Origin of the sequence: Pseudomonas sp. 10C3 (assembly GCF_036346185.1) — a bacterium.
In the GTDB taxonomy this organism is placed as follows: Bacteria; Pseudomonadota; Gammaproteobacteria; order Pseudomonadales; family Pseudomonadaceae; genus Aquipseudomonas.
The window spans coordinates 113177-139013 of record NZ_JASJVE010000003.1; the positions used below are offsets into that span (position 1 = coordinate 113177).

Consider the following 25837-nt stretch of genomic DNA (forward strand, 5'->3'; position numbering starts at 1 on the left):
TCTATGACTGACGAGATATCCAATAGTTCGTGGGCGGATAAAGCTCGAGCCATGGATCGTTATCGCTGGCGGTTGTTGCGTGAGCGCCATAGCTGGCTTGGCAGCGTGCTTCGATTTGCGCGCGACGCCCTGAGTGGCTGTCTATTTGGCTGGAGAGCGCAGGCCAGGTTGAGTGCTGAAGTCGTGGCTGAGCCCTGTGATTTTCTGTTGCTGCAATCAGCCACCAAGGTCATTGCTTTTCAGCGCAAGAAACTGTTGATCACCGCTTTACGCGATCATCACTACCTTTTGGTTGAAACCGCTCTGCAAGACCAGCCGACAATCCTCGCGCGGCGCCTGCTCAAGCGTCCACCGCAAGCTGTGCCGTTGCGCTATTTTGGCTATGCCGCTTATGCGGAGTGGCTGGTTGCACATCACCAGCCGAGAATTTTGCTCAATGACCGTAATGGCAGCCTGTATGCGCCGTTTTTGCGTTTGGCATTGAACCAGCGGCAATGTTTGTTGGTGCATCTGGCGCACGCCACGACGGTCGAGTCATCCAGCCGTCTGAGTATGAATGACTACGACTACTATTTTATGTTCGGTCACAGTTCTCTGGAGGCTCTGCAGTCACGGCCGCTACGGTTTGGCAACTCCAACGCCGTGTTGTCGGGTTCGCACATGATTGACCTGTCTTACGATTTGCTGCCGGCGACGCCCGAGCGTCGAGTCCTGTTGGTACTCGGTGTGGGGCCGGATAAAGAGAAGGAACCGGGTTACCAGAGAACCTATGCCTTACTTTACGAATGGGTGTCTCAACATCCGGAGTTCCAAGTGTTGATCAAGGCGCACCCTCGCAGTCAGATACCGTTCTGGCAGAAAGCGGCGCTGGACTTGCCCCATGTTCAGGTGTTGCCCCCTGAGTGCAGTTTGGCGGCCGCATTGGATAAGGCCTCTATCGTGATCAATATCATGTCCAACGCTGTCATTGAGGCCGCACTGGCACGACGACCGATTATTTATGTCAATGCCAGTGAACATCACGATATTTTTTCCCAGGAGCGTTTTCTGGGCCGTCGAGTGGCCACGGTTGCGGCATTGTCGGAGCGTATTGTTTGGATTCAGACGCACTATCGGCAGTGCCTTGAAGAGGCTGAGCGTTTTGCCGAGTTTCATTTGGTTAATGGGGCTGGGGCGCTGGACAGAACCGTCAACCTGTTGGTTGACCTATTGAACGCCAAGCCTGTGCCTAGCCAAGTGCTTGATGGCACGGTTTAGTCGCCAATGTGAGTAAATTCATTCGGATGAAGGGTGTGAGTCGCGGTGGTATGAAAAGCATAATTTGGCCGTTTGAGCACGCTTGCGTCATCAATCTCGACAGCCGAAATGATCGCTGGTCACGGCTGCAGAACCACTTACAGGGTTTGGGCTTGGAGGCCGAGCGCTTTTCTGCGGTCTCTCTGCATGAGCTTGGCGATGACCAGCCTTCGCAGTCGCTACGCGAGTTCCTTTTGCGTACTGACGGGCCGAGTGATAAGTCAGAGCATAAGCTGCTGGCCACTTGGGCGTGCATGCGCAGCCATTTGGCGGTGATCGCCAAGGCGAGAGCTAGCGGTTGGCCTTACGTGCTGGTGCTTGAGGATGACTGTGAGTTTGAAACCTTTACTCCGACGGTTCTGCGGCGCGTACAGGCCCAATTGCAGGGGCGTGATTGGACCCTGCTCTATTTGGGGGGCACCCTGAAGAAGGGCGGCCAGGCCCGCAAAGTCTCACCTAACTTGACGGCCGTGACTCGCGTGCGCCTGGCGCATGCCTATGTGGTCAGGGCTGAGCTTTATGACAGAATTTTGCAGGAGGCTCCCGTTTCTGGCCTGCCACTGGACTGGTATTACTCGGAAATGCTGTTGTCCACGACTCGGGCTTTTATCGTGCAGCCAATCCTGGCTCGACAGAGCTTGATGGTAATGAGTGATATTGAGCAGGTGGTTCGAAAACCGAAGCTTAAGACTCGACAGTGGGTCAGTCGCTTGGCCGCACGGTTGCGTTATGGGGTCTTTGGCTAAAGGCCTGCGCGACGTTCGCTTTGTGTGCACATGCAGGTCGGTTCGTCAGGTTTGCCAAGGTGATTATGCAATGCCTTGGAGATACGGCTCAACGAGCAGGGTGTGCATACCTTTGTGCTCGATGGCGATAACGTGCGCAGTGGCCTGAGCAGTGATTTGGGTGTGTGTGCCAAATCGCGAACGGAAAATATCCGCCGAATGGCGCACTTTGCTCGCCTAATGGTAGATGCTGGCTTGGTGGTGATTGTCTCGGCGACCTCACCTTTGCGCCGGGAGTGGCAACCCCTTCGATACAGTCGACCTAGGGGCTGTTCACCCTGTGTTAATATCGCGCCCCTGTTCATTTTGTATTTGGGTTGCCCATGAAGTTGTCCATGCCGCGTTTCGATCAAGCGCCTGTCTTGGTAGTTGGCGATGTCATGCTCGACCGTTATTGGCATGGCGGTACCTCACGGATTTCACCGGAGGCACCGGTGCCGGTGGTCAAGGTCGAGCAGATAGAGGATCGCCCAGGCGGTGCTGCCAACGTTGCCTTGAATATTGCAGCCCTGGGTGCGCCAGCCTCGCTGGTGGGTGTAACCGGGGAAGATGAGGCGGCCGAAAGTCTGGCCAATAGCCTGAAAGCGGCGGGTGTGACCGCACGTTTTCAGCGCATCGCCCATCAACCGACCATCGTTAAACTGCGGGTCATGAGTCGTCACCAGCAGTTGCTGCGTATCGACTTCGAAGAACCGTTTGCCACCGATGCCTTGGCGCTGAGCGCAGATGTCGAAGACATGCTCGACGGCATCAAAGTGCTGGTGCTGTCCGATTACGGCAAAGGCGCGCTGAAAAACCATCAAGTATTGATTCAGGCTGCGCGTGCTCGGGGTATCCCTGTCCTTGCTGACCCTAAAGGTAAGGATTTTGCGATCTACCGCGGCGTCAGCGTGCTTACGCCGAACCTCAGTGAATTCGAAGTCATTGTCGGCCATTGCTCCGATGAGGCTGAACTGGTCGCCAAGGGCGCGAAGTTGATGAGTGAGCTGGAGCTGGGTGCATTGCTGGTGACCCGTGGCGAACACGGCATGACCCTGTTGCGTCCTGACTGTCCGGCCCTTCATTTGCCGGCGCGTGCCCGTGAAGTGTTTGACGTCACGGGTGCGGGCGATACCGTTATTTCTACCTTGGCGGCGGCGATTGCTGCCGGTGAAGAGCTGCCGCACGCCGTTGCGCTGGCCAATCTGGCCGCCGGCATCGTGGTCGGCAAGCTGGGTACAGCCGCTATCAGCGCGCCGGAGTTGCGTCGTGCGATCCAGCGTGAAGAAGGCTCGGAGCGTGGGGTGTTGAGCCTCGATCAATTGCTCCTGGCAATCGACGATGCGCGTGCGCACAAAGAATCGATCGTCTTCACCAACGGCTGTTTCGATATTCTCCATGCCGGGCATGTGACCTACCTGGAGCAGGCGCGCGCGCAAGGCGATCGGCTGATCGTTGCGGTCAATGATGATTCGTCTGTCAGCCGCCTGAAAGGGCCTGGACGGCCGATTAATAGTGTCGACCGACGCATGGCTGTGCTGGCGGGATTGGGCGCTGTGGATTGGGTGATCAGCTTTCCTGAGGACACCCCGGAAAACCTCCTGTCCCACGTCAAGCCTGACGTGTTGGTCAAGGGCGGGGATTACGGCATCGATCAAGTGGTCGGTGCTGAAATCGTTGAAGCCTATGGTGGCAAGGTGAAGGTGTTGGGGCTGGTTGCCAATAGTTCGACCACCGCTATCGTCGAGAAAATTCGCAGGCAGTGATGGGGGGAGGCGTCAGCCGTGCTGACGCCTTCATCGCGAATAAGACTGCGCGTTCCGATTGCTCCCGCACTGCGACTGCTCCGCAGCCTTCGGCAACTCCTACAGGTGAGACGCCAATCTGTGGGATCACTTGCTCAGGGTGCTTCGGGCAAGGTCGATCAATTGCCGGGCTTTGCTCGTCAGGCGCTTGAGGCCGGTCTTCTTTGGCGCTGGGGTCAAACCCTGTTGCCGGAGCCAATCCTTCCAGCGAATCCGCTCATCACGCACAACCCAACCTTCCTGCGGTGCAAAACTTTCGGCCAGGTACAGGCCGCGGGTGCTGGCCGGTTGCAGCTTGTCGCGCTTGAGGGTGTACAGCTCGGGTTTGGGCAAGCCATTTTCCAGGGGCATCAGGTACAGGTCGGGGCGGCTGCGGTTGAGTCGTGCCACCAACTGATCGTTTTCCAGGCTCTCATCAACGTGAAACAGGCTCATTGGCCGCGCTTCTTTGGGCACTTCCAGACGCATGTCGTAAATCAGCTGCAGAGACGACGTCGGCAGGTGCACGTAAGCACGCGGGCGCTCAATCAGGGGCATGCTCCCGCAGCGCACGGGTCTGGCAGCACCGGACAGCGGGCTTAAACGAAAAGGCAGGGCTTCGCGGTAATGCAGCGCCGAGGCATAGGGCGCAGGCAGCCAGGTGTCATTGAAGCGTCCGCTCAGCCAGCCTTGCGGGGTTTCGATCAAGCACTCTTCAGCGACTTCCTGAATGGCGGTGTGCAGTGGCAGATTCAATTCGTGCGCGGGCACGTAGCCGGAAATCAATTTCAGTACGACATCGCCACGGTCTCGCCGACGCTGTCTGACCAGCACCCAGTAATCGCGGTTCTGCCAGTTCAGGGTCAAGCGCACCGACACCCCGAGGTTGGCCAGCTCCACAGAAAAGCGTTCCACATCGGCCACTTCGATCTTGCGTCGACGTTGCAGGGTCTGGGCGAAATTCAACGGCATCCCGATGCTCTGGTAATTCAGGCCTTCGGGAGTGGCTTCGACAGCGAGCGGCAGGGTTTTAAAGTTGTTGGGGTTTTTTCGAATCAACGTTCGCGGCATGTCGGCTCCTTCTTGCGTTGGGGTCGGCCGCCGCCTGAATCAGGTTTGACGGCGAATCACGGCGGCGGCAGTCGCCACGTTATGGGCCAGGTGCAGCGGATTAATAGTCCCGACAATAGCACTGGCGACACCCGGATGGGCAAACAGCAACTCGAAGCTGGCCTGCACCGGGTCCACGCCGGGGCTCAGGCACACATGACCGCTGGCCAGCGCCTTCTTCACCAGGATGGCTTTGCCATGGCTGGCGGCGTAGTCCAGTACCGGCTTTTCACTTTGTTCGTTGAGATTGTAGGTGACCATCGCGCAATCGCCTTCGCGCAACGCCAGCAGGCCGCCTTCGACAGTTTTTCCGGAAAAACCGTAGCCGCGAATCTTGCCTTGCTGCTTGAGTTCGGCCAGTGCTTGATACACACCGGAATCGTTGAGCACGGCCAAATCATTGCCGTCGGAATGGACCAGCACTAGGTCGATGAAGTCAGTCTCAAGGCGCTTGAGGCTGCGCTCCACCGACAGCCGCGTGTGTTCGGCACTGAAGTCGTGGCGCGATTGGCCGCCCTCGAACTCCTCGCCGACTTTGCTGACAATCACCCATTCTTGACGCTGCCCTCGCAGCAATGGGCCCAGGCGCTCTTCGCTGGTGCCGTAGGCGGGGGCCGTGTCGATCAGGTTGATGCCCAGATCGCGAGCCAGCTTGAGCAGCATCTGTGCTTCTCGATCATCGGGGATCGTGAAACCGTTGGGGTATTTGACCCCTTGATCACGGCCGAGCTTGACGGTGCCCAGTCCCAGTGGCGAAACACGCAGACCGGTACTGCCGAGCGGGCGGTGCAGTTCATGCAGGGTTTTCATGGCAGCAGTTGATCCCAAATCGGTTGGGCCATGGGCGGTTTCGGCAGGCCGACGGCTGGCGACTGCGGTGTCGGATGGACACCGTCGCGGGCCAGTGCGGCCAATACCCGATCAGCAAAGTCAGGGGCCAGCGCCAGCTTGGTCGGCCAGCCCACCATCAGGCGTTGTTGCACGGAAAGATAGGCGTTGTCCGGGCGCACCAGGCCGGACTGCGCCGGTTCGGCCCGATCAATACGCAAGGTCGCCCATTGCGCCTGGCTGAGGTCGACCCACGGCAGCAAGTTGCCAAGTTCTTTTTTGGCCGCAGCGATCTGAGCCTCGGGTTCGCGGGCGACGCCCTCAGCTTCGGCCAGATCCCCTCCCAGGTACCAGACCCATTGGCCATCGGCTGCGGGGTGGGTGGTGACGGTGACCCGAGGTTTCGGCCCGCCGCCCAGGCAATGGGCATACAAGGGCTTCAAGGTCGGTCCTTTGACCAACACCATATGCAGCGGGCGGCGTTGCATAGGGGGATGGGACAGCCCCATGGACTTCAGCAGCTCGGCGTTACCCGCGCCCGCGCTCAAAACCACACGCTGGGCGAGGATCTCGCGGCCATCGACCCGCAGGCCGATCAGATCTTCACCTTCGAACAGGGGTTCGATTTTTGTGCCCGCCAGCAGGCTGTCGCCGGACAGTTCGGCGAGACGCTCGACCAGACTGGGCACGTCGATCACCAGTTCGGCCAGTCGATAGACCTTGCCCTTGAACCCGGGACTCTGCAGCGCCGGAGGCAGGTCATTGCCGGTGACGTGATCGACCCTGCCGCGTACGGCCTTGCTGGCGAAAAAACTGGTGAGGTTGCCGGCGAGGGTGCCGGGTGACCATAAGTAATGCGCTTCGGACAGCAAGCGTACGCCAGACAGGTCCAGCTCGCCTTTGCCCGCGAGCGCATCACGCCAGCGACGCGGCATGTCGGCAATCGCTTCGGAAGCACCGCTCAGTGCGCCGTGCAGCGCATATTTGGCGCCGCCGTGGATGATCCCCTGAGACTTTGTACTTTGCCCGCCGCCGAGGCTGGCGCTTTCCACCAAAACGGTCGAGAACCCTTGACGGCGCAGGCGCGCATTGAGCCAAAGACCGGCAACACCGGCGCCGACGATCAGGACGTCAGTGGTCATAGGGGATGGAGTGAGCGCAGATGGCATGAGCGACCTCGGTGGCTAAACGGATGTCGCCATTATAGGGGATCGCGTTTTCAATGCCCGGCGGTTTTCGAGAACAGTTGAATCACCACCACGCCGAGGACGATCAGGCCCATGCCAAGCATCGCGGGCACGTCGAGTTTCTGCCCGTAAATGAACAGCGCGGCGATGCTTACCATGACGATGCCCATGCCCGCCCAGACCGCATACGCGACCCCCACCGGAATGCTGCGCACTACCAGCGTCAGCATCCAGAACGCAATGGCGTAACCCACGATCACCAGCAGCAATGGCAGTGGCGTGCTGATGCCTTTGACCGCTTTCATCGAGACGGTAGCGATAACTTCTGCGCAGATGGCGATGGCCAGATAGTAGTAGGCGGTCATGACGGGATTCCTCTTCATTAGCCACGCATTCTAGAGATTGCTTGGATGGGGTAAAGTCATTACCTATCTTTCTGCGCGATAGGTTGGTGTGCTTTGCAATGGAACCTCGAGCAAATTCGTTTATTCGTCAGCGTAGCCGAACAGCGCTCGTTTTCGGCCGTGGCGCGTGATCTGCAGCGCGCACAATCGGCGGTCAGCAGTGGTATCGCGCTGTTGGAGGCTGATCTGGGAGTCAGCCTGTTCGACCGCAGCAGTGGCCGTCAGCCACGCTTGACCGAAGCCGGTAGTGCGTTGCTCGAAGAAGCGCGAGAGCTGTTGCGCCAGTGTGAGCGTCTGGACGGTCGGGCACTGGCCTTGATGCGTGGCGAAGAGGCCCGCTTGCGACTGGCGCATGACGAAGCCATGCCTTATCAACCGGTGCTGGACAGCCTGGAGGCGCTGGCTGAACAGTTTCCCGGTCTGGAGGTGCAACTGGCCAGCGGCGCCCAAGGTGATGTGGCGCGCAAACTGGTGGAGCGCCGCGCCGATCTCGGGCTGCTGTTTCATCATGAGCAGATGCCCGAAGCTCTGGAACGCCGGGTGCTGGGCAGCGTCGAAATGGTCACGGTCTGTGCAGTGGGGCATCCATTGGTCAACGCGTCACGGGTCAGTCGTCAGCAGTTGGGGCGCCATCGGCAGCTATTGATCGCGCCTCAGCAAAGCGGCTATCCCGGTGGCGAACCCATCAGTGCACAGGTCTGGCGTGCCGACAGCTTTTACGTGATGGCTGAATTGCTCATGCGTGGCCTCGGCTGGGCCTGGTTGCCCCGGCATGTGGTGCAGTACCCGGCTTACCAGCATCAGATGGTCGAGCTGATCAGCGACTGGACCCCGCCGGCCCTGGTGGTGGAGATGGTCTGGCGCCGTGACGAACCACTTGGTCCGGCGGCCCGGTGGCTGGCCGAATGCTTTGCCCGGCATTTGCAGGCGATTGGCTGATAAACTCCGCCGCCATGAATAGAACTCTTTATACCCTGCTGTTTCATCTCGGTTTACCTCTTGTCGCGCTGCGCCTGTGGTTGCGGGCGCGCAAAGCCCCGGCGTACGCGCAGCGAGTCAGCGAGCGGTTTTCGTTCGGTCTGCCGCCCATGCAGCGCGGCGGCATTTGGGTGCATGCAGTGTCGGTGGGTGAAAGCATCGCAGCGGCGCCGATGATTCGCGCCTTGCTGACGCGTTATCCACAGTTACCGATCACTGTGACCTGCATGACGCCGACCGGTTCGGAGCGGATCAAGGCGCTGTTCGCTGACGAGCCGCGCATTCAGCATTGTTATCTACCCTACGATTTGCCTTGGGCAGCCGGACGTTTTCTCGATCATGTCGCGCCTCGGCTCGGGGTCATCATGGAAACCGAACTGTGGCCCAACCACATTCACCAATGCGCCAGGCGCGGTATCCCGGTAGTCCTGGCCAACGCCCGACTGTCAGAGCGCTCGGCACGCGGTTATGGGCGTTTCACCAAGCTGACCCGACCGATGCTTGCCGAAATGAGCGGATTCGCCGTGCAGACCGAAACCGAGGCCCAACGCTTTCTCGATCTGGGGGCGCGGCGCGATTGCGTAGAAGTGACAGGTTCGATCAAGTTCGACTTGAGCATCGACCCGCAGCTGTTGATGCGCGCCGCTGAGCTGCGTGAGCAATGGCACACGCGCCAGCGCCCGACATGGATCGCGGCCAGTACCCACGCCGGCGAAGATGAAACCGTGTTGGCGGCGCACCGTCAGTTGCTCCTCCGCCATCCCGATGCGTTGCTGATCCTGGTCCCGCGTCACCCCGAGCGCTTCAACAGCGTTTACGATTTATGCCAGCAGCAAGGCTTCGAGACGGTTCGTCGCTCGACGGCGCAAGCGGTGACGTCAACCACGTCGGTGTTGCTGGGTGACACCATGGGTGAACTGCTGTTTCTGTACGCGTTAGCCGATTGCGCGTTTGTCGGCGGCAGCCTGGTGCCCAATGGCGGGCACAACCTGCTGGAACCTGCGGCATTGGCCAAGCCGGTCTTGAGCGGCCCGCACCTGTTCAACTTTCTGGAAATCGCTGCGCTGCTGCGTCAGGCTGGCGCGTTGGAAGAAGTGAGTGATGTGGCGGGGCTGGCGGTCGCGGTGCAGCGCCTGTTCGATCAGCCGCAGTTGGCGCGCATCATGGCCGATGCCGGCCTGACAGTGATGCGTGCCAATCAGGGCGCTTTGCAGCGGTTACTGGCAATGTTGGCGCGGGTGGCGAAGCTGTAAGGCCGTCGCAAGCCTCTGTGGGGAAGGCCGTCAATACTCCGAAGGCTTCTCCAGGTTTTTCTGTGCCGCCTTCGCCAGGTCTGGTGGCAGGAAGTCTTTGTCCGGGTTGTAGTCGGCTTTGAGGTAGCGCGACAACCCCTGCAAGTCAGCCGGGCTCAGCGTGCCCGCCGCCTGCTTCAAGCGCAGGTTGTCGATGAGGTAGTCATAGCGCGTGTTGTTGTATAAACGCACCGAGTTGTACAGCTGGCGCTGGGCGTCGAGCACATCGACGATATTGCGCGTCCCGACCTGATAACCGACTTCGGTCGCTTCCAGTGCACTTTGGTTGGAAATGATCGATTGTTTGCGTGCCTGAACCTGTTCGACATCGGTGTTCACGGCGCGGTGCAGGTTGCGGGTATTTTCCACGACCTGACGACGCAAGGCTTCGCGGCGCTGCTCGATCTGGCTCAGGCGTGCATAGGCTTCACGCACTTGTGAACTGGTCAAGCCACCACTGTAGATCGGAATGTTCAACTCAACGCCAACGCTGCGTTGTTCGACGTTGCCGCCATAATTCTGACCCGTGAAGTTGGGGTTGCTGAAACCCAGCGCGTCGTTATCCCCGCGCTTGTACGAAGCGACCGCATCGAGAGTCGGCGCATGCCCGGCTTTGCGTTGGCGCAGGGTTTCTTCAGCGGCGCTCACCGCGTAGTTACTGGCAAGCAGGTTCAGGTTCTGTTGCGACGCGGTGTCGACCCAGGCTTTGGCATCGTTGGGCGTTGGCGCCAACACGGGCAGGGTGTGGACGATGCCTTCGATGGCGTTGTAGTCGCGGTTGGTCAAGGTCACCAGCGCCTCGAACGCATCGTCTACCCGACGCTTGGCGGCGATTCGGTTGGCGCGCGCTGTGTCGTAACTGGCTTGGGATTGCAGTACGTCGGTCTTGTCCGACAGGCCAACGTCAAAGCGCTCGTTGGCTTGATCCAGTTGGCGCTTGAACGCGGCTTCTTCAGCCTTGGTCGAGGCCAGGGTGTCCTGGGCGCGCAGGACCTCGAAGTAGTCTTGCGCACTCTGCAAAATGAGGTTCTGCTCGGTCGCGGAAAGCTCCAGCGCCGCCTGTTCGTTGACGGCCTTGGCGGCCTGTAACTGGAACCAGCGATCCGCGCGGAAGATGGGCTGGCTCAATGTTGCTTGATAGGCCGTGCCGCTACGGGTAGCGGTCATTGATGGCTGATCCATTTGAGTGCGGGTATTGCTGACACCCGCGCCTGCAGACAGGTTAGGCAGCAGACCGGCGCGAGCCTGGGGCACGATTTCCTTGCGGGCCGAGTAATCAGCGATAGCGGCAGCCAGGTCTGCGTTGTTATTCACGGCATCCTGGTACACGTTGACCAGGCCGGTCTTGGTCGGTATGGGCGCGTCTGCTGCCCAGGCCATTCCGTTGGAAGCACAAGACACGGCAAGCGCCAGTGAAAGTTTGCGCAGCATGAGACGTTCCCTAGAGTTGATAGTGCAATGAGGATGTGAAGATCGCTGCTACGGGGCACGATCCGCAACGCAGCGAGTGTAGTTCTCGGGGTTGCTCACAACAATCCTGTATATCCGCCATTTATCGAACGATATAAGAGGAAGTTGGCGTTCTGTCCATATCTTGCACTAGACTGGTCGGGTTCTTGTCGGGGTGCCTTGCTATGAGGCTGAGATCGGTTAATCCGGATCCCGTTGAACCTGATCAGGTTAACGCCTGCGTAGGGAACAAGATTTCTCGTCTCCCGGCGAGTCCTCTTGAGTGTCGTCCGGGGTCGATTGTTCAATAAATGAACAGTACGCCTCCTTTCTATACTCAGCGCCAGCCTTGGTGCGTCCGTGTCATTCAGGTTTGCTCCGACAATTAATCCGCCGCTGGATGATGCCTGGAGTGCCCGTGATGAGTAAAAAACTAAAAGACGCCACCAATTTGAGCGATTCGGCCAAGGTCGACTCGGGGTCAGTGCAGCCCTTTACCCGCTCGCAAAAAATCTATGTTCAGGGTTCGCGCCCGGACATTCTTGTGCCGATGCGTGAAGTGACTCTGGGTGTGACGCCCACCGACTTTGGCGGCGAGATCAACGCGCCAGTGGTTATTTATGACACCTCGGGCCCTTACACCGATCCCAACGTGATCATCGACGTGCGCAAAGGCCTGGCAGACATCCGTTCGCCGTGGATTGAGTCGCGTAACGACACCGAGCGCCTGGCGGGGCTGAGCTCCAACTTTGGCCAGGAACGTCTGAGCGATGCCGAACTGACAGCCCTGCGCTTCGCCCATGTGCGCAACCCGCGCCGGGCCAAGGCCGGCGCCAACGTAAGCCAGATGCACTATGCGCGTCAGGGCATCATCACCGCCGAGATGGAATACGTCGCCATCCGCGAAAACATGAAACTTCAGGAAGCCCGCGCCGCCGGTCTGCTGACTCCGCAGCACGCGGGTCACAGCTTCGGCGCCAGTGTCCCGAAAGAAATCACCGCTGAATTCGTCCGTGACGAAATCGCCCGCGGTCGCGCGATCATTCCGGCCAACATCAACCACGTTGAACTGGAACCGATGATCATCGGCCGTAACTTCCTGGTGAAGATCAACGGCAACATCGGCAACAGCGCGCTGGGTTCTTCCATCGAAGAAGAAGTCGCCAAACTGACCTGGGGCATCCGCTGGGGTTCTGACACTGTCATGGACCTGTCCACCGGCAAACACATTCACGAAACCCGCGAATGGATCATCCGTAATTCGCCGGTCCCGATCGGCACCGTGCCGATTTATCAGGCGCTGGAAAAAGTCGACGGCGCGGCTGAGGACCTGACCTGGGAGCTGTTCCGCGACACCTTGATCGAGCAAGCCGAGCAGGGCGTCGACTACTTCACCATTCACGCTGGCGTGCTGTTGCGGTATGTACCGCTGACCGCCAAACGCGTGACCGGGATTGTGAGCCGTGGTGGTTCGATCATGGCCAAGTGGTGCCTTGCGCATCACCAGGAAAACTTCCTGTACACCCATTTCGAAGACATTTGCGAAATCATGAAGGCCTACGACGTCAGCTTCTCGCTGGGCGACGGCCTGCGTCCGGGCTCGATTGCCGATGCCAACGATGCGGCGCAATTCGGCGAGCTGGAAACCCTCGGCGAGCTGACCAAGATTGCCTGGAAGCATGACGTGCAGACCATGATCGAAGGCCCGGGCCATGTCCCGATGCAGCTGATCAAAGAGAACATGGACAAGCAGCTGGAATGCTGTGACGAGGCGCCGTTCTACACCCTCGGGCCGTTGACCACCGACATCGCACCGGGTTACGACCACATCACCTCGGGCATCGGTGCGGCCATGATCGGCTGGTTCGGTTGCGCCATGCTCTGCTACGTCACGCCTAAAGAACATTTGGGCTTGCCGAACAAGGATGACGTGAAGACCGGGATCATTACCTATAAAATCGCGGCCCACGCGGCGGACCTGGCCAAAGGGCACCCTGGCGCGCAGATTCGCGACAATGCCTTGAGCAAGGCGCGCTTCGAGTTTCGTTGGGAGGACCAGTTCAACCTCGGCCTCGATCCTGATACCGCACGCTCGTATCATGACGAAACCCTGCCGAAGGACTCGGCCAAGGTCGCGCACTTCTGCTCCATGTGCGGACCGAAGTTCTGCTCGATGAAAATTACCCAGGAAGTTCGGATATACGCCGCCAACCAGCACATCGAAACCGTGGATGCGGCCGTGCAGGAGGGCCTGCGAGAACAGGCCGAGCGCTTCAAGCAGGAAGGCAGTCAGCTGTACAAAAAAGTTTAAGTCTTTTGGCCTGAATGCGGGGTGTCTGACACCCCGCATCCGCGAAGAGGTCAGGCAAGGCACCAAAAAAACAAAGGGTTAACCCCTATCATCTGCTCCTCTGAGATAACCCCGTGAACCCTTCAACCAATACCTATTCCCCCGACGTCGCGGTGCCTGCGGGCAAGCGTGTGTTCGGCGGTCGTGATTTGTTTTCCCTGTGGTTTTCCCTCGGCATTGGCCTGATGGTCCTGCAAACCGGCGCGTTGCTGGCGCCGGGGCTGGGCTTGTCAGGGTCACTGCTGGCGATTTTTCTTGGCACCCTCGTCGGCGTTTTGCTGCTGGCCGCCGTGGGTGTGATCGGTAGCGATACCGGGCTTTCGGCCATGGCCGCGCTCAAGCTCAGCCTTGGCACCCGTGGCGCGTCGCTGCCAGCGGTGCTGAACCTGCTGCAATTGGTGGGTTGGGGCGCTTTCGAGATCATCATCATGCGTGACGCCGCCAGTCTGCTGGGCGCGCGTGCGTTTGCCGAGGGCAGTCTATGGGCTAACCCTCTGCTCTGGACGTTGTTCTTCGGCGCGCTGGCCACCTTGCTGGCGGTCAGCGGACCGCTGACTTTCGTCCGTCAGATACTGCGCAAGTGGGGCATCTGGCTACTGTTGGCTGCGTGTGTGTGGTTGACTTGGAACCTGCTGACCAAAACCGACTTGTCCGCACTCTGGTCGCGTGCCGGTGACGGTTCGATGCCGTTTGCCGTGGGTTTTGATATCGCCATTGCCATGCCGTTGTCCTGGCTGCCATTGATCGCCGACTACTCGCGGTTCGGCAAACGCGCCAAAAGTGTCTTTGGCGGCACAGCGCTGGGCTTCTTTATCGGCAATTTCTGGCTGATGAGCCTGGGCGTTGCCTACACCCTGGCGTTCGCGCCGAGCGGTGAAATCAATGCGTTGCTGCTGGCGTTGGCCGGTGCCGGACTGGGTATTCCACTGTTGCTGATTCTGCTCGACGAGTCAGAAAACGCGTTCGCCGATATTCACTCGGCGGCGGTGTCCAGCGGGATTCTGCTGCGTTTGAAGGTAGAGCATCTGGCATTGGCCATCGGTGTGATCTGCACCCTGATCGCCTGCTTTGCACCGCTGGCGCAGTACCAGAACTTCCTGCTGCTGATCGGCTCGGTGTTCGCACCGTTGTTCGGTGTGGTGTTGGTGGACCACTTCATCCAGCGTCGCCGCCGCAGCCAGATGGCAACAGTAGGCTTTCGCGGGATGACGCTGTTGGCCTGGCTGGGTGGCGTCAGCACCTATCACCTGCTGGCCAACATGTACCCTGACGTGGGTGCAACACTGCCAGCCCTGATTGTGGCTGGCGTGCTGCAACTGTTGCTGGGTCAGACATTCAACCGCGGCGCGGGAACAGTTCCGGCTTGAGGATGCCATTGAGCTGAAGGTAAGACATCTTCAGCTCAATGTGGCCGTTGGCATAAGGGGCAATCGTCGCCACCTCGTATTTTAGAATGACTCCGCCAGAGGTCAGGGCGACGTTAGGGGTTTTCTGGAACAGCCACGTCTTCACGAACGCGGGGTCCTGAGTGAACCGGGTGTTGATCATCCATTCTTTGTGGGCTTGCTGCGCTGTCAGCCAGAATGCCTCTTCCTGGCCCGGTAAAAGCATGTCTTGCAGGGTCAGTGCTCTGTGTTGCTGACGGGAGTAGTTGATGAATCCGCGACCGGGTGTTCCCTGTTCGTCACCGGTGTCCAGATAACTGGACAGTTCGACAATCACCAGACCGTCATGCTGGTCGCGTACCTTGGCTTGCAGATAGCTGCCGTTGTGGCTTTGCGCTTCACGCAGGAATTGTTCTTCATAGACTTTGAGCGACACCGGCAACGGTGCGTTCGGCGAGGTACGGGTCATTTTCAGCAAGGACTTCTCGACAAGACTGTCGAGCGTCGGCTCGCTCTGAAAATGCACCGTATCGACGTTCACCAGTGGGCAGTCAGCCACGGTGCAGCCCGGCTTGATCTGTTCCGAGGCATCACGCCGGACTTCAAGCGGTGCACGCATGTCGGGCTGGAACAGGCTCTGGCAGGCGCCCAGCATCAGTGCGATGCACGCGAGCGAAGTGATCCTCAAAATTGACATGTTGATCCTTGGCAGTAACAAAAAAAGCGAGTTGACGTGTTTCGACTGCAAGCAGCCCCATCAGTTCGCCACTAGGCTAATTAGAAGTTGTTTGCGACCTGGCCGTCTACCCCGGTTGCCCCAATGACTGGTTTAAAGGGCTGCATCCGGTGAAAGACCGCGCTAGGATGGCGCGAAGTCGACGTGGGCCAGTAGCGAGAACTATATGAGTGATACGACCAGATCCGTCCCGGTGGCGGTGGCAATTACGAAGCGTGAAAACTGCTTCAAGGGTTTTTACCGCCTCGACCGCATGCACCTGCGCCACGAGCTTTTCGGTGGCGGCATGAGCAACGAAATCAGCCGTGAGTTGTTTGTTCGTCACGATGCGGTGTGCGTGCTGCCCTACGATGCCAAGCGCGACGAGGTGGTCCTGATTGAGCAGTTTCGAGTCGGTGCACTGGGCAAGGTCGATAACCCGTGGTTGATTGAGCTGGTGGCCGGTCTGATCGACAAGGACGAGGAACCAGAAGAGGTTGCCCACCGCGAGGCAGAAGAGGAAGCTGGACTTACTTTCAGTGCGATGTTGCCGATCACCAAGTACTTTCCATCGCCGGGTGGCAGCAGTGAATACGTTCACCTGTACTTGGGGCATTGCGAAAGCGAGGGGGCGGGAGGGTTACACGGGCTGGAAGCGGAAGGCGAGGATATTCGCGTGACGGTGTGGTCGCTGGACGATGCGCTACAGGCCGTACGTGATGGACGAATTTTCAACGCGGCCACTCTTATTGCATTGCAATGGCTGGCATTGAACCGTACTGAAGTCAGGGGGCAATGGTCGTGAACCTTGTGCGCGAGCGCTACCGTGTTGACCTTGTCGGGCTGCAAGCGGCCTGCGAGGCCAACTATGCGCGCTTGATGCGATTGCTCCCCGACATGCGCAACCAGCAACGCTCGCGTCGGGTGGCCGTCACCCAGGGCGATCAAATGCTCGGTGTGCTGGCCGTCGAAGTGCTGCTCGATTGTCCGTACACCACCACCCTGCAAGTGCGTCAGGAACACAGCCTGCCGTGGCTGCCGGTGCCCAAGCTCGAAGTGCAGGTCTATCACGACGCCCGCATGGCCGAAGTCATCGGCGCCGAACATGCCCGCCGGTTTCGCGGCATCTACCCTTATCCCAATGCCGCCATGCACCAGCCGGATGAAAAAGCCCAGCTCAACCTGTTTCTTGGGGAGTGGCTGAGCCATTGCCTGGCGTGCGGGCATGAGTTTGAAGTGGTGCGCTAAGGCGGCTGTGGAAGGGCTCTATTAAACAGCTACGCGCGGGGAGTTTTCCCCTGTCGCGCGCTGAAGTGACGTGAATCCATTACAGACTTACTGTTTTGTGGGGGCACTGCGGACGGCGATCAAATCATGCTTGAACAGACTAAATGATGCGGCCAACAGTACAGCGTCTTTAATAAGGAAAGAGGTAGCGCTGCCCATGGCAGGGAAACCGCCAGCAGATGCTTCCCATCCACCTGGTGTAGAAATGATGAGTGTCAAGGTAGTGAGGAACGTGACGACGGAGGCCGCGGCTGCGACGACAGAAACCCTTGGTATCCAGGCTCCGACCACCAATCCCAAGCCAATGGCCCATTCGGCCACGCCCAGCGCATAGCTTGCGCCTTGCACGCCAAAGGCCAGGTACAGCCATGAGAATAGCGCGCTGTTAGACATCAGCGGGATCAGCGATTGTGCCTCGTAAGGGAACCATTTGGTGTAACCAAACAATGCAAAAATCAACACGAGCGTCCAGCGCATGAGTTGAACATCGATGTTGGAGTGGCAAAGGCGATTCAGGGCGCATCCGTGCATGGGTAAATCTCAGTGTTATGGGGGAGATTTCAATATAGCCGGCGTCTTGTTCTGCGTTGCCGTGTAGACATATCTGGAATGAACTTTGCTGGCTAAGTCCGCTCGTTACCCTCATTGTTCGGCCTCCATGTGAGGGAAAGAGTCTTGCACGCTATGTCTGGTTGTCTGTCAGAGATAAGTCGATGTAATGCAGATTTTGATATCCCCTCAAATGTAAGCCGAATCGTTGGACAGGTTTGCCGCCTCTACCATCGGCCGCCATAATCGTCGCAGACCCCGCTCAAGGAGATGGCCTTGCCGAGCCCCCCCAACCCTATCGCCGATTCTTCAGTCCTGCTGGTCCAGCTAACCGACAGCCATTTGTTTGCCAATGCAGACGAAAAGCTGCTGGGCATGAGTACCTTTGAAAGCCTGAACAAGGTGATTGAGTGCGTCCTGGCTGAGCAGTCGCAGATCGACCTGCTGATCGCCAGCGGTGATTTGTCCCAGGACGGCAGTCTTGAGTCCTACCAGGCGTTTCGTCAGGCCAGTGGGCGGATTCAGGCACCGGCGCGTTGGTTTCCCGGGAATCACGATGAGGTGCCGGCGATGACCGAGGCTGCGCGGCAGAGCGATTTTCTCGCGCCGATCATCGATCTCGGCCATTGGCGTATCACCCTGCTGGACTCTTCGGTGCCTGGTTCGGTGCCGGGGTATTTGCAGGATCAGCAATTGCAGCTGTTGGCGCAGTCCCTGAGTGAAGAGCCTGATCGCCACCATCTGGTGTGCCTGCACCACAATCCGGTGAACATCGGTTGTGCCTGGATGGACCCCATCGGCCTGCGTAACCCCGAGGCGCTGTTTGCCGTGCTTGATCGATTCCCGCAGGTGCGCGCTGTACTCTGGGGCCATGTCCATCAGGAATACGACCAGCTGCGCAATGGCGTACGGCTGCTGGCCTCACCGTCCACCTGCATTCAGTTTGCACCGGGCAGTGTCGAGTTCAAGGTCGACAGCACCGCGCCAGGCTACCGCTGGTTGCGTCTGCACGCAGACGGCCGCCTTGAAACCGGTGTGTCGCGGGTAGAGGGGCTGGCCTTTGACGTGGATTACAGTGGCCGAGGTTATTGAGCGATCCGTCCTGATTTGAGTGGGAAATGTCTGAAGGCGAGTCAACGGGCGGCAGTCCCTGTAAACTGCGCGTCTTTGCTTGCGCTCAAAAGTTTCAGGAGGGAATGTGACCGGCGAACCATCCACACTGTTGTATATCCATGGTTTGAACAGCTCGCCGCGCTCAAAGAAGGCCAGCCAGTTGTCGACCTTGATGCAAACGCTTGGCCTCGATGAGCATTTGCGGGTGCCGGAGCTGCATCATCACCCGCGTCAGGCGATTGCTCAGCTCGACGCATTGATCACCGAGCTGGGTCGACCGCTGCTGGTCGGCAGCTCCCTCGGCGGCTACTATGCCACTCACTTGGCTGAGCGCCATGGCCTCAAGGCTCTGCTGATCAACCCGGCAGTCATGCCACATCGGCTGTTCGACGGGTATATCGGTACCCAACAGAATCTTTACAGCGGTGAAAGCTGGGAGTTGACCCACGACCATGTGCAGGCTCTCGCCGAACTGGAAGTGCCCGCCCCGCAGGATCCGTTGCGCTTCCAGGTGTGGTTGCAGACAGGTGATGAAACCCTGGACTACCGCAGTGCCCAGTCCTATTACCGAGCGTGCGCCTTGCGCATTCAGCCTGGCGGCGATCACAGCTTTCAGGGCTTTACCGAGCAGTTGCCGGCGTTGCTGGGTTTTGCAGGCTTTGCCCCGGCGCTGCTCCAGGCGATTGATCGTTCTGTGCTGTAACACCTGTAATCAATTGACTGATATTCCGAAATTTCACGAACGACTGATGACGAGACCCCATGGCCAATCCCAGCGCTAGCTCTTATAACGCAGACGCCATCGAAGTCCTCTCGGGCCTCGACCCGGTACGCAAACGCCCGGGCATGTACACCGACACCACGCGGCCGAACCACCTCGCCCAGGAAGTCATCGACAACAGCGTCGATGAAGCCCTTGCCGGGCATGCGAAATCGGTGCAGGTCATTCTTCACGCCGACAACTCGCTGGAAGTGTCCGATGACGGTCGCGGTATGCCGGTGGACATTCACCCGGAAGAGGGTGTGTCTGGCGTCGAGCTGATCCTGACCAAACTGCACGCGGGCGGCAAGTTCTCGAACAAGAACTACCAGTTCTCAGGCGGCCTGCACGGCGTGGGGATTTCCGTGGTGAACGCGCTCTCGAACCATGTTCGGGTCCGGGTCAAACGCGACGGCAACGAATACGAAATGACCTTCGCTGACGGCTACAAAGCCAGCGAACTGGCGGTTATCGGCACGGTTGGTAAACGCAATACCGGGACCAGCGTGTACTTCGCTCCGGACCCTAAATATTTCGACACGCCGAAATTCTCTGTCAGCCGCCTCAAGCATGTGCTCAAAGCCAAGGCGGTATTGTGCCCGGGGCTGTTGGTCAGCTTCGAAGACAAAGCCACCGGCGAGAAAATCGAGTGGCATTTCGAAGACGGCTTGCGTTCTTACCTGCAAGATTCGGTCAGCGAGTTTTTGCGTCTACCGGATGAACCATTCTGCGGCAGTTTCGCCGGTAATAAAGAAGCCATCGATTGGGCTTTGCTCTGGTTGCCCGAGGGTGGCGACAGCGTTCAGGAAAGCTACGTCAACCTGATTCCTACCCAGCAGGGCGGGACCCACGTCAACGGCCTGCGCCAGGGTTTACTTGACGCGATGCGCGAGTTTTGCGAGTTCCGCAACCTGCTGCCGCGTGGCGTCAAACTGGCGCCCGAAGACGTCTGGGAGAAGATCGCGTTCGTCCTGTCGATGAAAATGCAGGAGCCGCAATTCTCCGGCCAGACCAAAGAGCGGCTGTCATCGCGTGAAGCGGCGGCGTTCGTCTCTGGCGTGGTCAAGGACGCATTTAGCCTGTGGCTCAATACGCACTCCGAACTCGGTATGCAGTTGGCGGAATTGGCGATCAACAACGCTGGTCGTCGCCTTAAGGCCAGCAAGAAGGTTGAGCGTAAACGCGTCACTCAAGGCCCCGCGCTGCCTGGCAAGCTGGCCGACTGCGCCGGACAGGACCCGATGCGTTCCGAGCTGTTTCTGGTCGAAGGCGACTCCGCTGGCGGTTCGGCCAAACAGGCGCGAGACAAAGAGTTTCAAGCGATCTTGCCGTTGCGCGGCAAGATCCTTAATACCTGGGAAGTCGATGGCGGTGAAGTGCTCGCCAGCCAGGAAGTGCACAACATCGCCGTGGCCATCGGCGTTGACCCGGGTGTGGCCGACATCAGCCAGCTGCGTTACGGCAAGATTTGTATTCTCGCCGACGCCGACTCCGACGGCCTGCACATCGCAACGTTGCTTTGTGCGTTATTCGTCCAGCATTTCCGCCCGCTGGTGGACGCGGGCCACGTCTACGTTGCAATGCCGCCGCTGTACCGGATCGACCTGGGCAAAGAGATCTACTACGCGCTGGATGAGTCGGAGCGTGACGGGATTCTTGATCGTCTGATCGCGGAGAAAAAGCGCGGTAAGCCACAGGTCACCCGATTCAAAGGCCTGGGTGAGATGAACCCGCCCCAGCTTCGCGAAACCACCATGGACCCGAACACCCGGCGCCTGGTCCAGCTCACCCTGGACGATTACGCGGCGACCTCGGAAATGATGGATATGTTGCTGGCAAAAAAACGCGCGGGCGACCGCAAGACCTGGCTCGAATCAAAAGGCAATCTGGCCGAGGTTCTCACTTGATGAGAGGCTGGTTCGTCGCGTTATGGCTGATCGCTTCACCGGTATTCGCAGCGCCGCTGGCTGAACTGAAGATGCTGTCCGAACATGCGGTCGAGGGCATGGTGGGCGGTAATCTGTCGGGACTGGCGTCTTGCAATGGCGAGCTGTGGACAGTATCGGACCGCGATGATGCCTTGCTGTACAGGCTCGATACCTCTTCGGTGGTGTGGAAGGCCGAGGCGAATACCATTGACGTGCCGACCGTGCCGGACAGTGGTCTGGCGTTGAGTGTGCGTTCGATGGTCGGGGCGTCGTCGCTGGTTCGTGGGGGCGCCCTGGATTTCGAAGGCGTGACGTGCGACGCGGCGGGGAATCGTTACCTGGTCAGCGAGGGGTACGCGGCGGTGCTGCAAGTGCCTGTTTCCGGCGCGCCGAGTTGGTTGAAGCTGCCGCCGAGTCTGGTCCGCCAGGCGCGTGCCAAGGGAATGCTCCAGCACTTCAATGCGATCTTCGAGGGTATCGCGATCAATCCGGCCGGAGATCGGCTGTGGCTGGCGGCCGAGCGGCAGAAGCGCGGGTTGCTGGTGGTCCATCGTGATCAGGCTGCCTGGAGCTGCAAAGGGGGTTGCGTGATCCTCAGTGAGGCGGGCAAGCAAACCATGCCGGCGCAAATGGACAGTCGCGAGGCGCCAAAAGACTTTTCCGATATTTCGCTGTTCAACGGCAAGCTGTTTACCCTGGAACGCGCCGCATATCGAGTCTGTCGTCGCGATCTGGACACTGGGAAGGTCGAGCTTTGCTGGTCGTTCGCCGATGATGCATTGGTGCCGTCGCGACGTTATTCGCAGCCTTACGGACTGGCCGAGGCGCTGGTTATAGACGCGGAAGGCGCCTGGATCGGTGTCGACAATAACTTTGGCGCCCGAGCCGATGGCGAGAAACGTCCGATAGTCTGGCGTTTCGCGGCACCCGAGGGTGGTTGGAGCGCCAAGCCGTGAGTCAGCAACTTCCCGGCAAGCGTGCGGGCCGCGTGCTGATGATTCTGGCGTGGGGTGCTGCGCTGTTTCTGGCCACACGCTTTTTCGGGCAGTGGGAGGCGCGCCAGGAAAACCCCAATACGGAGGTAACTTCGCAACACGGTGATGGCTATATCGAAGTGCAACTGCTGAGCAACGGCCAGGGCCATTTCGTCAGCAGTGGTCAGATCAATGGCCAGACGGTGCAGTTTTTACTGGATACCGGCGCCACCGACGTTGCGATTCCCGGCAAGGTAGCCGATACATTGCGACTCAAACGCGGCACGCCGGTGACGGTCAATACCGCCAATGGCCGGAGCGAGGGTTTTCGCACCACGATCGACCGTCTGCAAGTGGGCGATATCGTCCTGCATGACGTACGCGCCCTGGTGGCGCCCGGTCTGGAAGGCGAACAGATACTGCTGGGCATGAGCGCAATGAAACAACTTGAATTCACCCAGCGCGGCGGCACTATGCTGCTGCGCCAGACCACGAAATGATGAGGCTTGCATGAGCAATTCCCTTGACCTCAGCCTGGATGGCGTAGAACGCCGATCACTGGCTGACTTCACAGAACAGGCCTACCTCAACTACTCCATGTACGTGATCATGGACCGTGCCCTGCCGCATATCGGCGACGGCCTGAAGCCTGTACAGCGGCGTATTATCTACGCCATGAGCGAGTTGGGGCTCGATGCCGACTCCAAGCACAAGAAGTCGGCGCGTACCGTCGGCGACGTTCTCGGTAAATTCCACCCCCATGGCGACTCGGCCTGCTATGAAGCCATGGTGCTGATGGCGCAGCCGTTCAGCTATCGCTACACGCTGGTCGACGGCCAGGGTAACTGGGGCGCGCCGGATGATCCGAAGTCCTTCGCCGCCATGCGTTACACCGAAGCCCGGTTGTCGCGCTATTCCGAAGTGCTGCTCAGCGAACTGGGTCAGGGCACGGCGGATTGGGTACCGAACTTCGACGGAACCCTCGACGAGCCGGCCGTGTTGCCGGCGCGCCTGCCGAATATTCTGCTCAACGGCACCACCGGCATCGCCGTGGGCATGGCCACTGATGTACCGCCGCATAACTTGCGTGAAGTCGCCTCTGCCTGCGTGCATTTGCTCGATGAGCCCACGGCCACGATCGAAGAGCTGTGTGAGCACATTAAGGGCCCGGATTATCCGACCGAAGCGGAAATCATCACCCCGCACGCCGATCTGCTGAAAATGTACGAAACCGGCAAAGGCTCGGTGCGCATGCGTGCGGTGTATCGCATCGAAGACGGCGATATCGTCGTCACTGCGTTGCCGCATCAGGTGTCCGGCGCCAAAGTGCTGGAGCAGATCGCTGCGCAGATGCAGGCCAAGAAGCTGCCGATGGTCGCCGATTTACGCGACGAGTCGGATCATGAGCATCCTTGCCGCATCGTGATTATCCCGCGTTCCAATCGGGTCGAACTCGACGAGTTGATGCAGCATCTGTTCGCCACCACCGAGCTGGAATCCAGCTACCGGGTGAACATCAACATCATCGGTCTCGATGGCAAGCCGCAACTCAAGAACCTCAAGGCGTTGCTCAGCGAGTGGCTGGTGTTCCGTATCGGCACCGTGCGCCGACGTTTGCAATTCCGTCTGGACAAGGTCGAGCGCCGCCTGCACCTGTTGGACGGTTTGCTAACGGCTTACCTGAACCTTGATGAAGTCATCCATATCATCCGCACCGCGGAACACCCGAAAGCGGAGCTGATCGAGCGGTTCGCGCTGTCGGAAATTCAGGCTGACTACATCCTCGACACGCGTTTGCGTCAACTGGCTCGCCTGGAAGAAATGAAGCTGCGGGCCGAGCAGGATGAGTTGCGCAAGGAACAGGCGCGTCTGCAATCGCTGCTGGGCAGCGAAACCAAGTTGCGTAAGCTGGTGCGCACTGAGCTGATCGCGGACGCTGAAACGTATGGCGACAACCGTCGCTCGCCTATTGTGTCCCGCACTGAAGCCAAGGCGTTGTCGGAAAACGAGCTGATGCCGACCGAGCCGGTCACAGTTGTGCTGTCGGATAAAGGTTGGGTGCGTTGCGCCAAGGGTCACGATATCGACGCCACCGGTCTTTCCTACAAAGCCGGGGATAGCTTCAAGACCTCGGCCGCCGGGCGCTCCAACCAATTTGCGGTTTTCATTGACTCTACGGGGCGCAGCTACTCGCTGCCGGCACATACCTTGCCGTCCGCCCGTGGCCAGGGTGAACCGTTGAGCGGTCGTCTCACGCCGCCGCCGGGTGCGAGCTTTGAATGTGTACTGTTGCCGGACGACGACGCGCTGTACGTCATCGCTTCCGACGCAGGCTATGGCTTTGTGGTTAAAGGTGAAGACCTGCAAGCCAAGAACAAGGCGGGCAAGGCGTTGCTGAGTCTGCCTAATGGCGCCAAGGTGATTCTGCCGCGGCCAGTGGCTGATCGTGAGCAAAACTGGCTTGCGGCAGTGACCACTGAGGGACGCTTGTTGATTTTCAAAGTCAGTGATTTGCCGCAGCTGGGCAAAGGCAAGGGCAACAAAATCATCGGTATTCCGGGCGAGCGTGTGGCCAGCCGCGAAGAGTACGTGACCGACCTGGCGGTGGTCCCGGAAGGCGCGACATTGGTGCTGCAAGCCGGCAAGCGCACCCTGTCGTTGAAGGCTGATGACCTCGAGCATTACAAAGGGGAGCGCGGTCGACGCGGTAACAAGCTTCCCCGAGGCTTCCAGCGTGTGGATGCATTATTGGTCGAAAGTAGCCTGTAATGCCGGAATAGAGCGCTCGGTCTTCATTTGGCCATGATGGCCGACGCATAATCGCTGGAGTCATGAGCAATATTCACGGATGATATGACGTCTTGAGTCACCAGCGTGGCTGAGTGCCTTCATGTATTTTGTGAGTATTGACGCTGTGGTGTGCCTTGTGGCGACTACCTGGATGGGATGATGAATTTTTTACGCCTTCCTTTTGTTTTATTAATGACCGGCGTAATTGGGCTTGCCGGTTGCAGCATGCAACAACCGACTTCGTTATATCAGCTTGACGCCGGTGAGCCGGGTCAACCTAAACAAAGTGCAGGGCTGGCTGTTTTGTTGGGGCCGGTTTCAGTGGCCGATTACCTTCAACGTGAAACCCTGTTGCAACGGCAGCCGGATGGCAGCCTGACGGCATCGGCCGATGGTCGCTGGGCGGGTAGTCTGTCTTCTGACATCGATCAACTACTGTTGCGCCGACTGGCCTGGAAGCTGGACAGTCAGCGGGTGGTGCTGGCACCGGCTGTCGCTGGTTTTACACCGGATGTGCAGGTCTTATTGTCCATTACCCGGCTTGATTCGGGTGTAAGCCAACCAGCGGTGCTCGATGCTCAGTGGCGCTTGCTTGATCGCAGGGGCCAGGTTCGCGATAGCCGACTGATTCACCTGGAAGAGCCCCACGTCGGGACCTCTGCTGCACAGGTAAAAGCGCAGGGCGTACTTTTGCAGCGTCTGGCCGATCAGTTGAGCGTTGCGGTCAAACCCCTGGCCAACCAGCCTGCGGACGAACCTAAAAAGCAGCCTTCGGCTCAGACTCGCACTAATAAAGAGCAAGATCAGGGCAGACCAAAGATTCCCTTGGCTTCACCGATTCGTACGGATATGGAAGTGTTCCGCTTCTAAGGAAGTGGCTCCACCGCCCAATAA

General features: G+C 59.0%; 23 protein-coding genes, 1 pseudogene and 1 riboswitch. Of the genes and pseudogenes, 17 read left to right on the forward strand and 7 right to left on the reverse strand.

What is annotated here, in order from left to right; all coding sequences use genetic code 11:
• Positions 1-51 precede the first annotated feature (51 nt).
• The 4 genes and pseudogenes from QN399_RS03895 (at position 52) to hldE (ending at position 3826) form a co-directional block, all read left to right on the forward strand.
• The gene (locus QN399_RS03895; protein WP_330200583.1) at positions 52-1257 is read left to right on the forward strand and encodes a capsule biosynthesis protein; all 1206 of its coding nucleotides are present in this window, start codon (positions 52-54) and stop codon (positions 1255-1257) included.
• A gap of 50 nt (positions 1258-1307) precedes the next feature.
• Positions 1308-2042 carry a glycosyltransferase family 25 protein gene (locus tag QN399_RS03900; RefSeq protein ID WP_330200584.1) on the forward strand — a complete coding sequence of 245 codons (735 nt, stop codon included), beginning with the start codon at positions 1308-1310 and terminating at the stop codon, positions 2040-2042.
• Positions 2043-2105: 63 nt separating this feature from the next.
• A pseudogene (locus QN399_RS03905) lies at positions 2106-2408 on the forward strand (adenylyl-sulfate kinase); the annotation flags it as partial.
• A complete protein-coding gene (hldE, locus tag QN399_RS03910) occupies positions 2405-3826 on the forward strand; it encodes a bifunctional D-glycero-beta-D-manno-heptose-7-phosphate kinase/D-glycero-beta-D-manno-heptose 1-phosphate adenylyltransferase HldE (protein WP_322177543.1) in 1422 nt (473 codons plus the stop codon). The pseudogene QN399_RS03905 and the gene hldE, both read left to right, overlap by 4 nt.
• Positions 3827-3952: 126 nt before the next feature.
• Here the strand turns inward: hldE and QN399_RS03915 are convergent, their stop codons facing one another.
• The 4 genes from QN399_RS03915 to QN399_RS03930 are packed head-to-tail and all read right to left on the reverse strand — an operon-like array spanning position 3953 to position 7334.
• Complete coding sequence (locus tag QN399_RS03915) at positions 3953-4915, reverse strand: metal ABC transporter ATPase (protein ID WP_322177544.1); 963 nt, start codon at positions 4913-4915, stop codon at positions 3953-3955.
• A 39-nt stretch (positions 4916-4954) separates the two neighbouring features.
• A complete protein-coding gene (locus QN399_RS03920) occupies positions 4955-5764 on the reverse strand; it encodes an aldo/keto reductase (protein ID WP_322177545.1) in 810 nt (269 codons plus the stop codon).
• Positions 5761-6951, reverse strand: a complete 1191-nt coding sequence (locus QN399_RS03925; RefSeq protein WP_330200585.1) for an FAD-dependent oxidoreductase — start codon at positions 6949-6951, stop codon at positions 5761-5763. The genes QN399_RS03920 and QN399_RS03925 overlap by 4 nt, the downstream gene beginning before the upstream one ends.
• A 50-nt stretch (positions 6952-7001) precedes the next feature.
• On the reverse strand, positions 7002-7334 hold the full coding sequence (locus tag QN399_RS03930) for a multidrug efflux SMR transporter (RefSeq protein ID WP_322177547.1): 333 nt from the start codon (positions 7332-7334) through the stop codon (positions 7002-7004).
• Between the two features lie 93 nt (positions 7335-7427).
• On the opposite strand from QN399_RS03930, the gene QN399_RS03935 reads away from it, so the two are divergent.
• Together QN399_RS03935 and waaA are read left to right on the forward strand one after the other, a co-directional pair.
• Positions 7428-8312, forward strand: coding sequence for a LysR family transcriptional regulator (locus tag QN399_RS03935; protein ID WP_322177548.1), 885 nt, complete (start codon positions 7428-7430; stop codon positions 8310-8312).
• 14 nt (positions 8313-8326) lie between these two features.
• Complete coding sequence (gene waaA / locus QN399_RS03940; protein WP_322177549.1) at positions 8327-9604, forward strand: lipid IV(A) 3-deoxy-D-manno-octulosonic acid transferase; 1278 nt, start codon at positions 8327-8329, stop codon at positions 9602-9604.
• A gap of 30 nt (positions 9605-9634) precedes the next feature.
• Here the strand turns inward: waaA and QN399_RS03945 are convergent, their stop codons facing one another.
• Positions 9635-11074 carry a TolC family outer membrane protein gene (locus tag QN399_RS03945; RefSeq protein ID WP_322277948.1) on the reverse strand — a complete coding sequence of 480 codons (1440 nt, stop codon included), beginning with the start codon at positions 11072-11074 and terminating at the stop codon, positions 9635-9637.
• A 179-nt stretch (positions 11075-11253) separates the two neighbouring features.
• Positions 11254-11358, forward strand: a riboswitch (TPP riboswitch).
• Between the two features lie 155 nt (positions 11359-11513).
• Between QN399_RS03945 and thiC the strand changes: the two genes are divergently transcribed.
• Complete coding sequence (gene thiC, locus QN399_RS03950; RefSeq protein WP_330200586.1) at positions 11514-13403, forward strand: phosphomethylpyrimidine synthase ThiC; 1890 nt, start codon at positions 11514-11516, stop codon at positions 13401-13403.
• A gap of 113 nt (positions 13404-13516) precedes the next feature.
• The gene (cytX, locus tag QN399_RS03955; protein WP_322177551.1) at positions 13517-14809 is read left to right on the forward strand and encodes a putative hydroxymethylpyrimidine transporter CytX; all 1293 of its coding nucleotides are present in this window, start codon (positions 13517-13519) and stop codon (positions 14807-14809) included.
• Here the strand turns inward: cytX and QN399_RS03960 are convergent.
• Positions 14778-15524, reverse strand: a complete 747-nt coding sequence (locus QN399_RS03960; protein ID WP_330200587.1) for a DUF3298 domain-containing protein — start codon at positions 15522-15524, stop codon at positions 14778-14780. The genes cytX and QN399_RS03960 overlap by 32 nt on opposite strands.
• 205 nt (positions 15525-15729) lie before the next feature.
• Here QN399_RS03960 and QN399_RS03965 point away from each other — a divergent pair, with 205 nt between their 5' ends.
• Positions 15730-16347 (forward strand): NUDIX domain-containing protein, encoded by a 618-nt coding sequence (locus QN399_RS03965; RefSeq protein WP_322277949.1) that lies wholly within the window; start codon positions 15730-15732, stop codon positions 16345-16347.
• Positions 16338-16790: a DUF1249 domain-containing protein gene (locus tag QN399_RS03970; RefSeq protein WP_219062406.1), complete on the forward strand. Its 453-nt coding sequence runs from the start codon at positions 16338-16340 to the stop codon at positions 16788-16790. The genes QN399_RS03965 and QN399_RS03970 overlap by 10 nt, the downstream gene beginning before the upstream one ends.
• 87 nt (positions 16791-16877) lie before the next feature.
• On the opposite strand, the gene QN399_RS03975 is transcribed toward QN399_RS03970, so the two are convergent.
• Complete coding sequence (locus tag QN399_RS03975; RefSeq protein WP_330200588.1) at positions 16878-17360, reverse strand: DUF417 family protein; 483 nt, start codon at positions 17358-17360, stop codon at positions 16878-16880.
• A gap of 294 nt (positions 17361-17654) precedes the next feature.
• On the opposite strand from QN399_RS03975, the gene cpdA reads away from it, so the two are divergent.
• The 7 genes from cpdA (at position 17655) to QN399_RS04010 (ending at position 25813) form a co-directional block, all read left to right on the forward strand.
• The gene (gene cpdA / locus QN399_RS03980) at positions 17655-18470 is read left to right on the forward strand and encodes a 3',5'-cyclic-AMP phosphodiesterase (RefSeq protein WP_330200589.1); all 816 of its coding nucleotides are present in this window, start codon (positions 17655-17657) and stop codon (positions 18468-18470) included.
• A 106-nt stretch (positions 18471-18576) separates the two neighbouring features.
• Positions 18577-19194 carry a YqiA/YcfP family alpha/beta fold hydrolase gene (locus QN399_RS03985; protein WP_322177555.1) on the forward strand — a complete coding sequence of 206 codons (618 nt, stop codon included), beginning with the start codon at positions 18577-18579 and terminating at the stop codon, positions 19192-19194.
• 59 nt (positions 19195-19253) lie between these two features.
• Positions 19254-21158: a DNA topoisomerase IV subunit B gene (parE, locus tag QN399_RS03990; RefSeq protein WP_322177556.1), complete on the forward strand. Its 1905-nt coding sequence runs from the start codon at positions 19254-19256 to the stop codon at positions 21156-21158.
• Complete coding sequence (locus QN399_RS03995; RefSeq protein ID WP_322177557.1) at positions 21158-22135, forward strand: esterase-like activity of phytase family protein; 978 nt, start codon at positions 21158-21160, stop codon at positions 22133-22135. The genes parE and QN399_RS03995 overlap by 1 nt, the downstream gene beginning before the upstream one ends.
• Positions 22132-22653 carry a TIGR02281 family clan AA aspartic protease gene (locus tag QN399_RS04000; RefSeq protein WP_322177558.1) on the forward strand — a complete coding sequence of 174 codons (522 nt, stop codon included), beginning with the start codon at positions 22132-22134 and terminating at the stop codon, positions 22651-22653. Before QN399_RS03995 ends, QN399_RS04000 begins: the two co-directional genes overlap by 4 nt.
• Positions 22654-22663: 10 nt before the next feature.
• Positions 22664-24922: a DNA topoisomerase IV subunit A gene (parC, locus tag QN399_RS04005; protein WP_322277953.1), complete on the forward strand. Its 2259-nt coding sequence runs from the start codon at positions 22664-22666 to the stop codon at positions 24920-24922.
• Between the two features lie 180 nt (positions 24923-25102).
• On the forward strand, positions 25103-25813 hold the full coding sequence (locus QN399_RS04010) for a PqiC family protein (protein ID WP_322177560.1): 711 nt from the start codon (positions 25103-25105) through the stop codon (positions 25811-25813).
• Positions 25814-25837 lie beyond the last annotated feature (24 nt).

Bases quoted from the DNA above. Each gene is read 5' to 3' on its own strand.
- QN399_RS03900 (WP_330200584.1), top strand. From the start codon at position 1,308: ATGAAAAGCATAATTTGGCCGTTTGAGCACGCTTGCGTCATCAATCTC.
- parC (WP_322277953.1), top strand. From the start codon at position 22,664: ATGAGCAATTCCCTTGACCTCAGCCTGGATGGCGTAGAACGCCGATCA.
- QN399_RS03960 (WP_330200587.1), bottom strand. From the start codon at position 15,524: ATGTCAATTTTGAGGATCACTTCGCTCGCGTGCATCGCACTGATGCTG.
- waaA (WP_322177549.1), top strand. From the start codon at position 8,327: ATGAATAGAACTCTTTATACCCTGCTGTTTCATCTCGGTTTACCTCTT.
- QN399_RS03895 (WP_330200583.1), top strand. From the start codon at position 52: ATGGATCGTTATCGCTGGCGGTTGTTGCGTGAGCGCCATAGCTGGCTT.
- QN399_RS04010 (WP_322177560.1), top strand. From the start codon at position 25,103: ATGAATTTTTTACGCCTTCCTTTTGTTTTATTAATGACCGGCGTAATT.
- thiC (WP_330200586.1), top strand. From the start codon at position 11,514: ATGAGTAAAAAACTAAAAGACGCCACCAATTTGAGCGATTCGGCCAAG.
- QN399_RS03970 (WP_219062406.1), top strand. From the start codon at position 16,338: ATGGTCGTGAACCTTGTGCGCGAGCGCTACCGTGTTGACCTTGTCGGG.
- QN399_RS03920 (WP_322177545.1), bottom strand. From the start codon at position 5,764: ATGAAAACCCTGCATGAACTGCACCGCCCGCTCGGCAGTACCGGTCTG.
- QN399_RS03975 (WP_330200588.1), bottom strand. From the start codon at position 17,360: ATGCACGGATGCGCCCTGAATCGCCTTTGCCACTCCAACATCGATGTT.
- QN399_RS03925 (WP_330200585.1), bottom strand. From the start codon at position 6,951: ATGCCATCTGCGCTCACTCCATCCCCTATGACCACTGACGTCCTGATC.
- hldE (WP_322177543.1), top strand. From the start codon at position 2,405: ATGAAGTTGTCCATGCCGCGTTTCGATCAAGCGCCTGTCTTGGTAGTT.
- QN399_RS03930 (WP_322177547.1), bottom strand. From the start codon at position 7,334: ATGACCGCCTACTACTATCTGGCCATCGCCATCTGCGCAGAAGTTATC.
- QN399_RS03945 (WP_322277948.1), bottom strand. From the start codon at position 11,074: ATGCTGCGCAAACTTTCACTGGCGCTTGCCGTGTCTTGTGCTTCCAAC.
- parE (WP_322177556.1), top strand. From the start codon at position 19,254: ATGGCCAATCCCAGCGCTAGCTCTTATAACGCAGACGCCATCGAAGTC.
- QN399_RS03915 (WP_322177544.1), bottom strand. From the start codon at position 4,915: ATGCCGCGAACGTTGATTCGAAAAAACCCCAACAACTTTAAAACCCTG.
- QN399_RS03965 (WP_322277949.1), top strand. From the start codon at position 15,730: ATGAGTGATACGACCAGATCCGTCCCGGTGGCGGTGGCAATTACGAAG.
- QN399_RS03995 (WP_322177557.1), top strand. From the start codon at position 21,158: ATGAGAGGCTGGTTCGTCGCGTTATGGCTGATCGCTTCACCGGTATTC.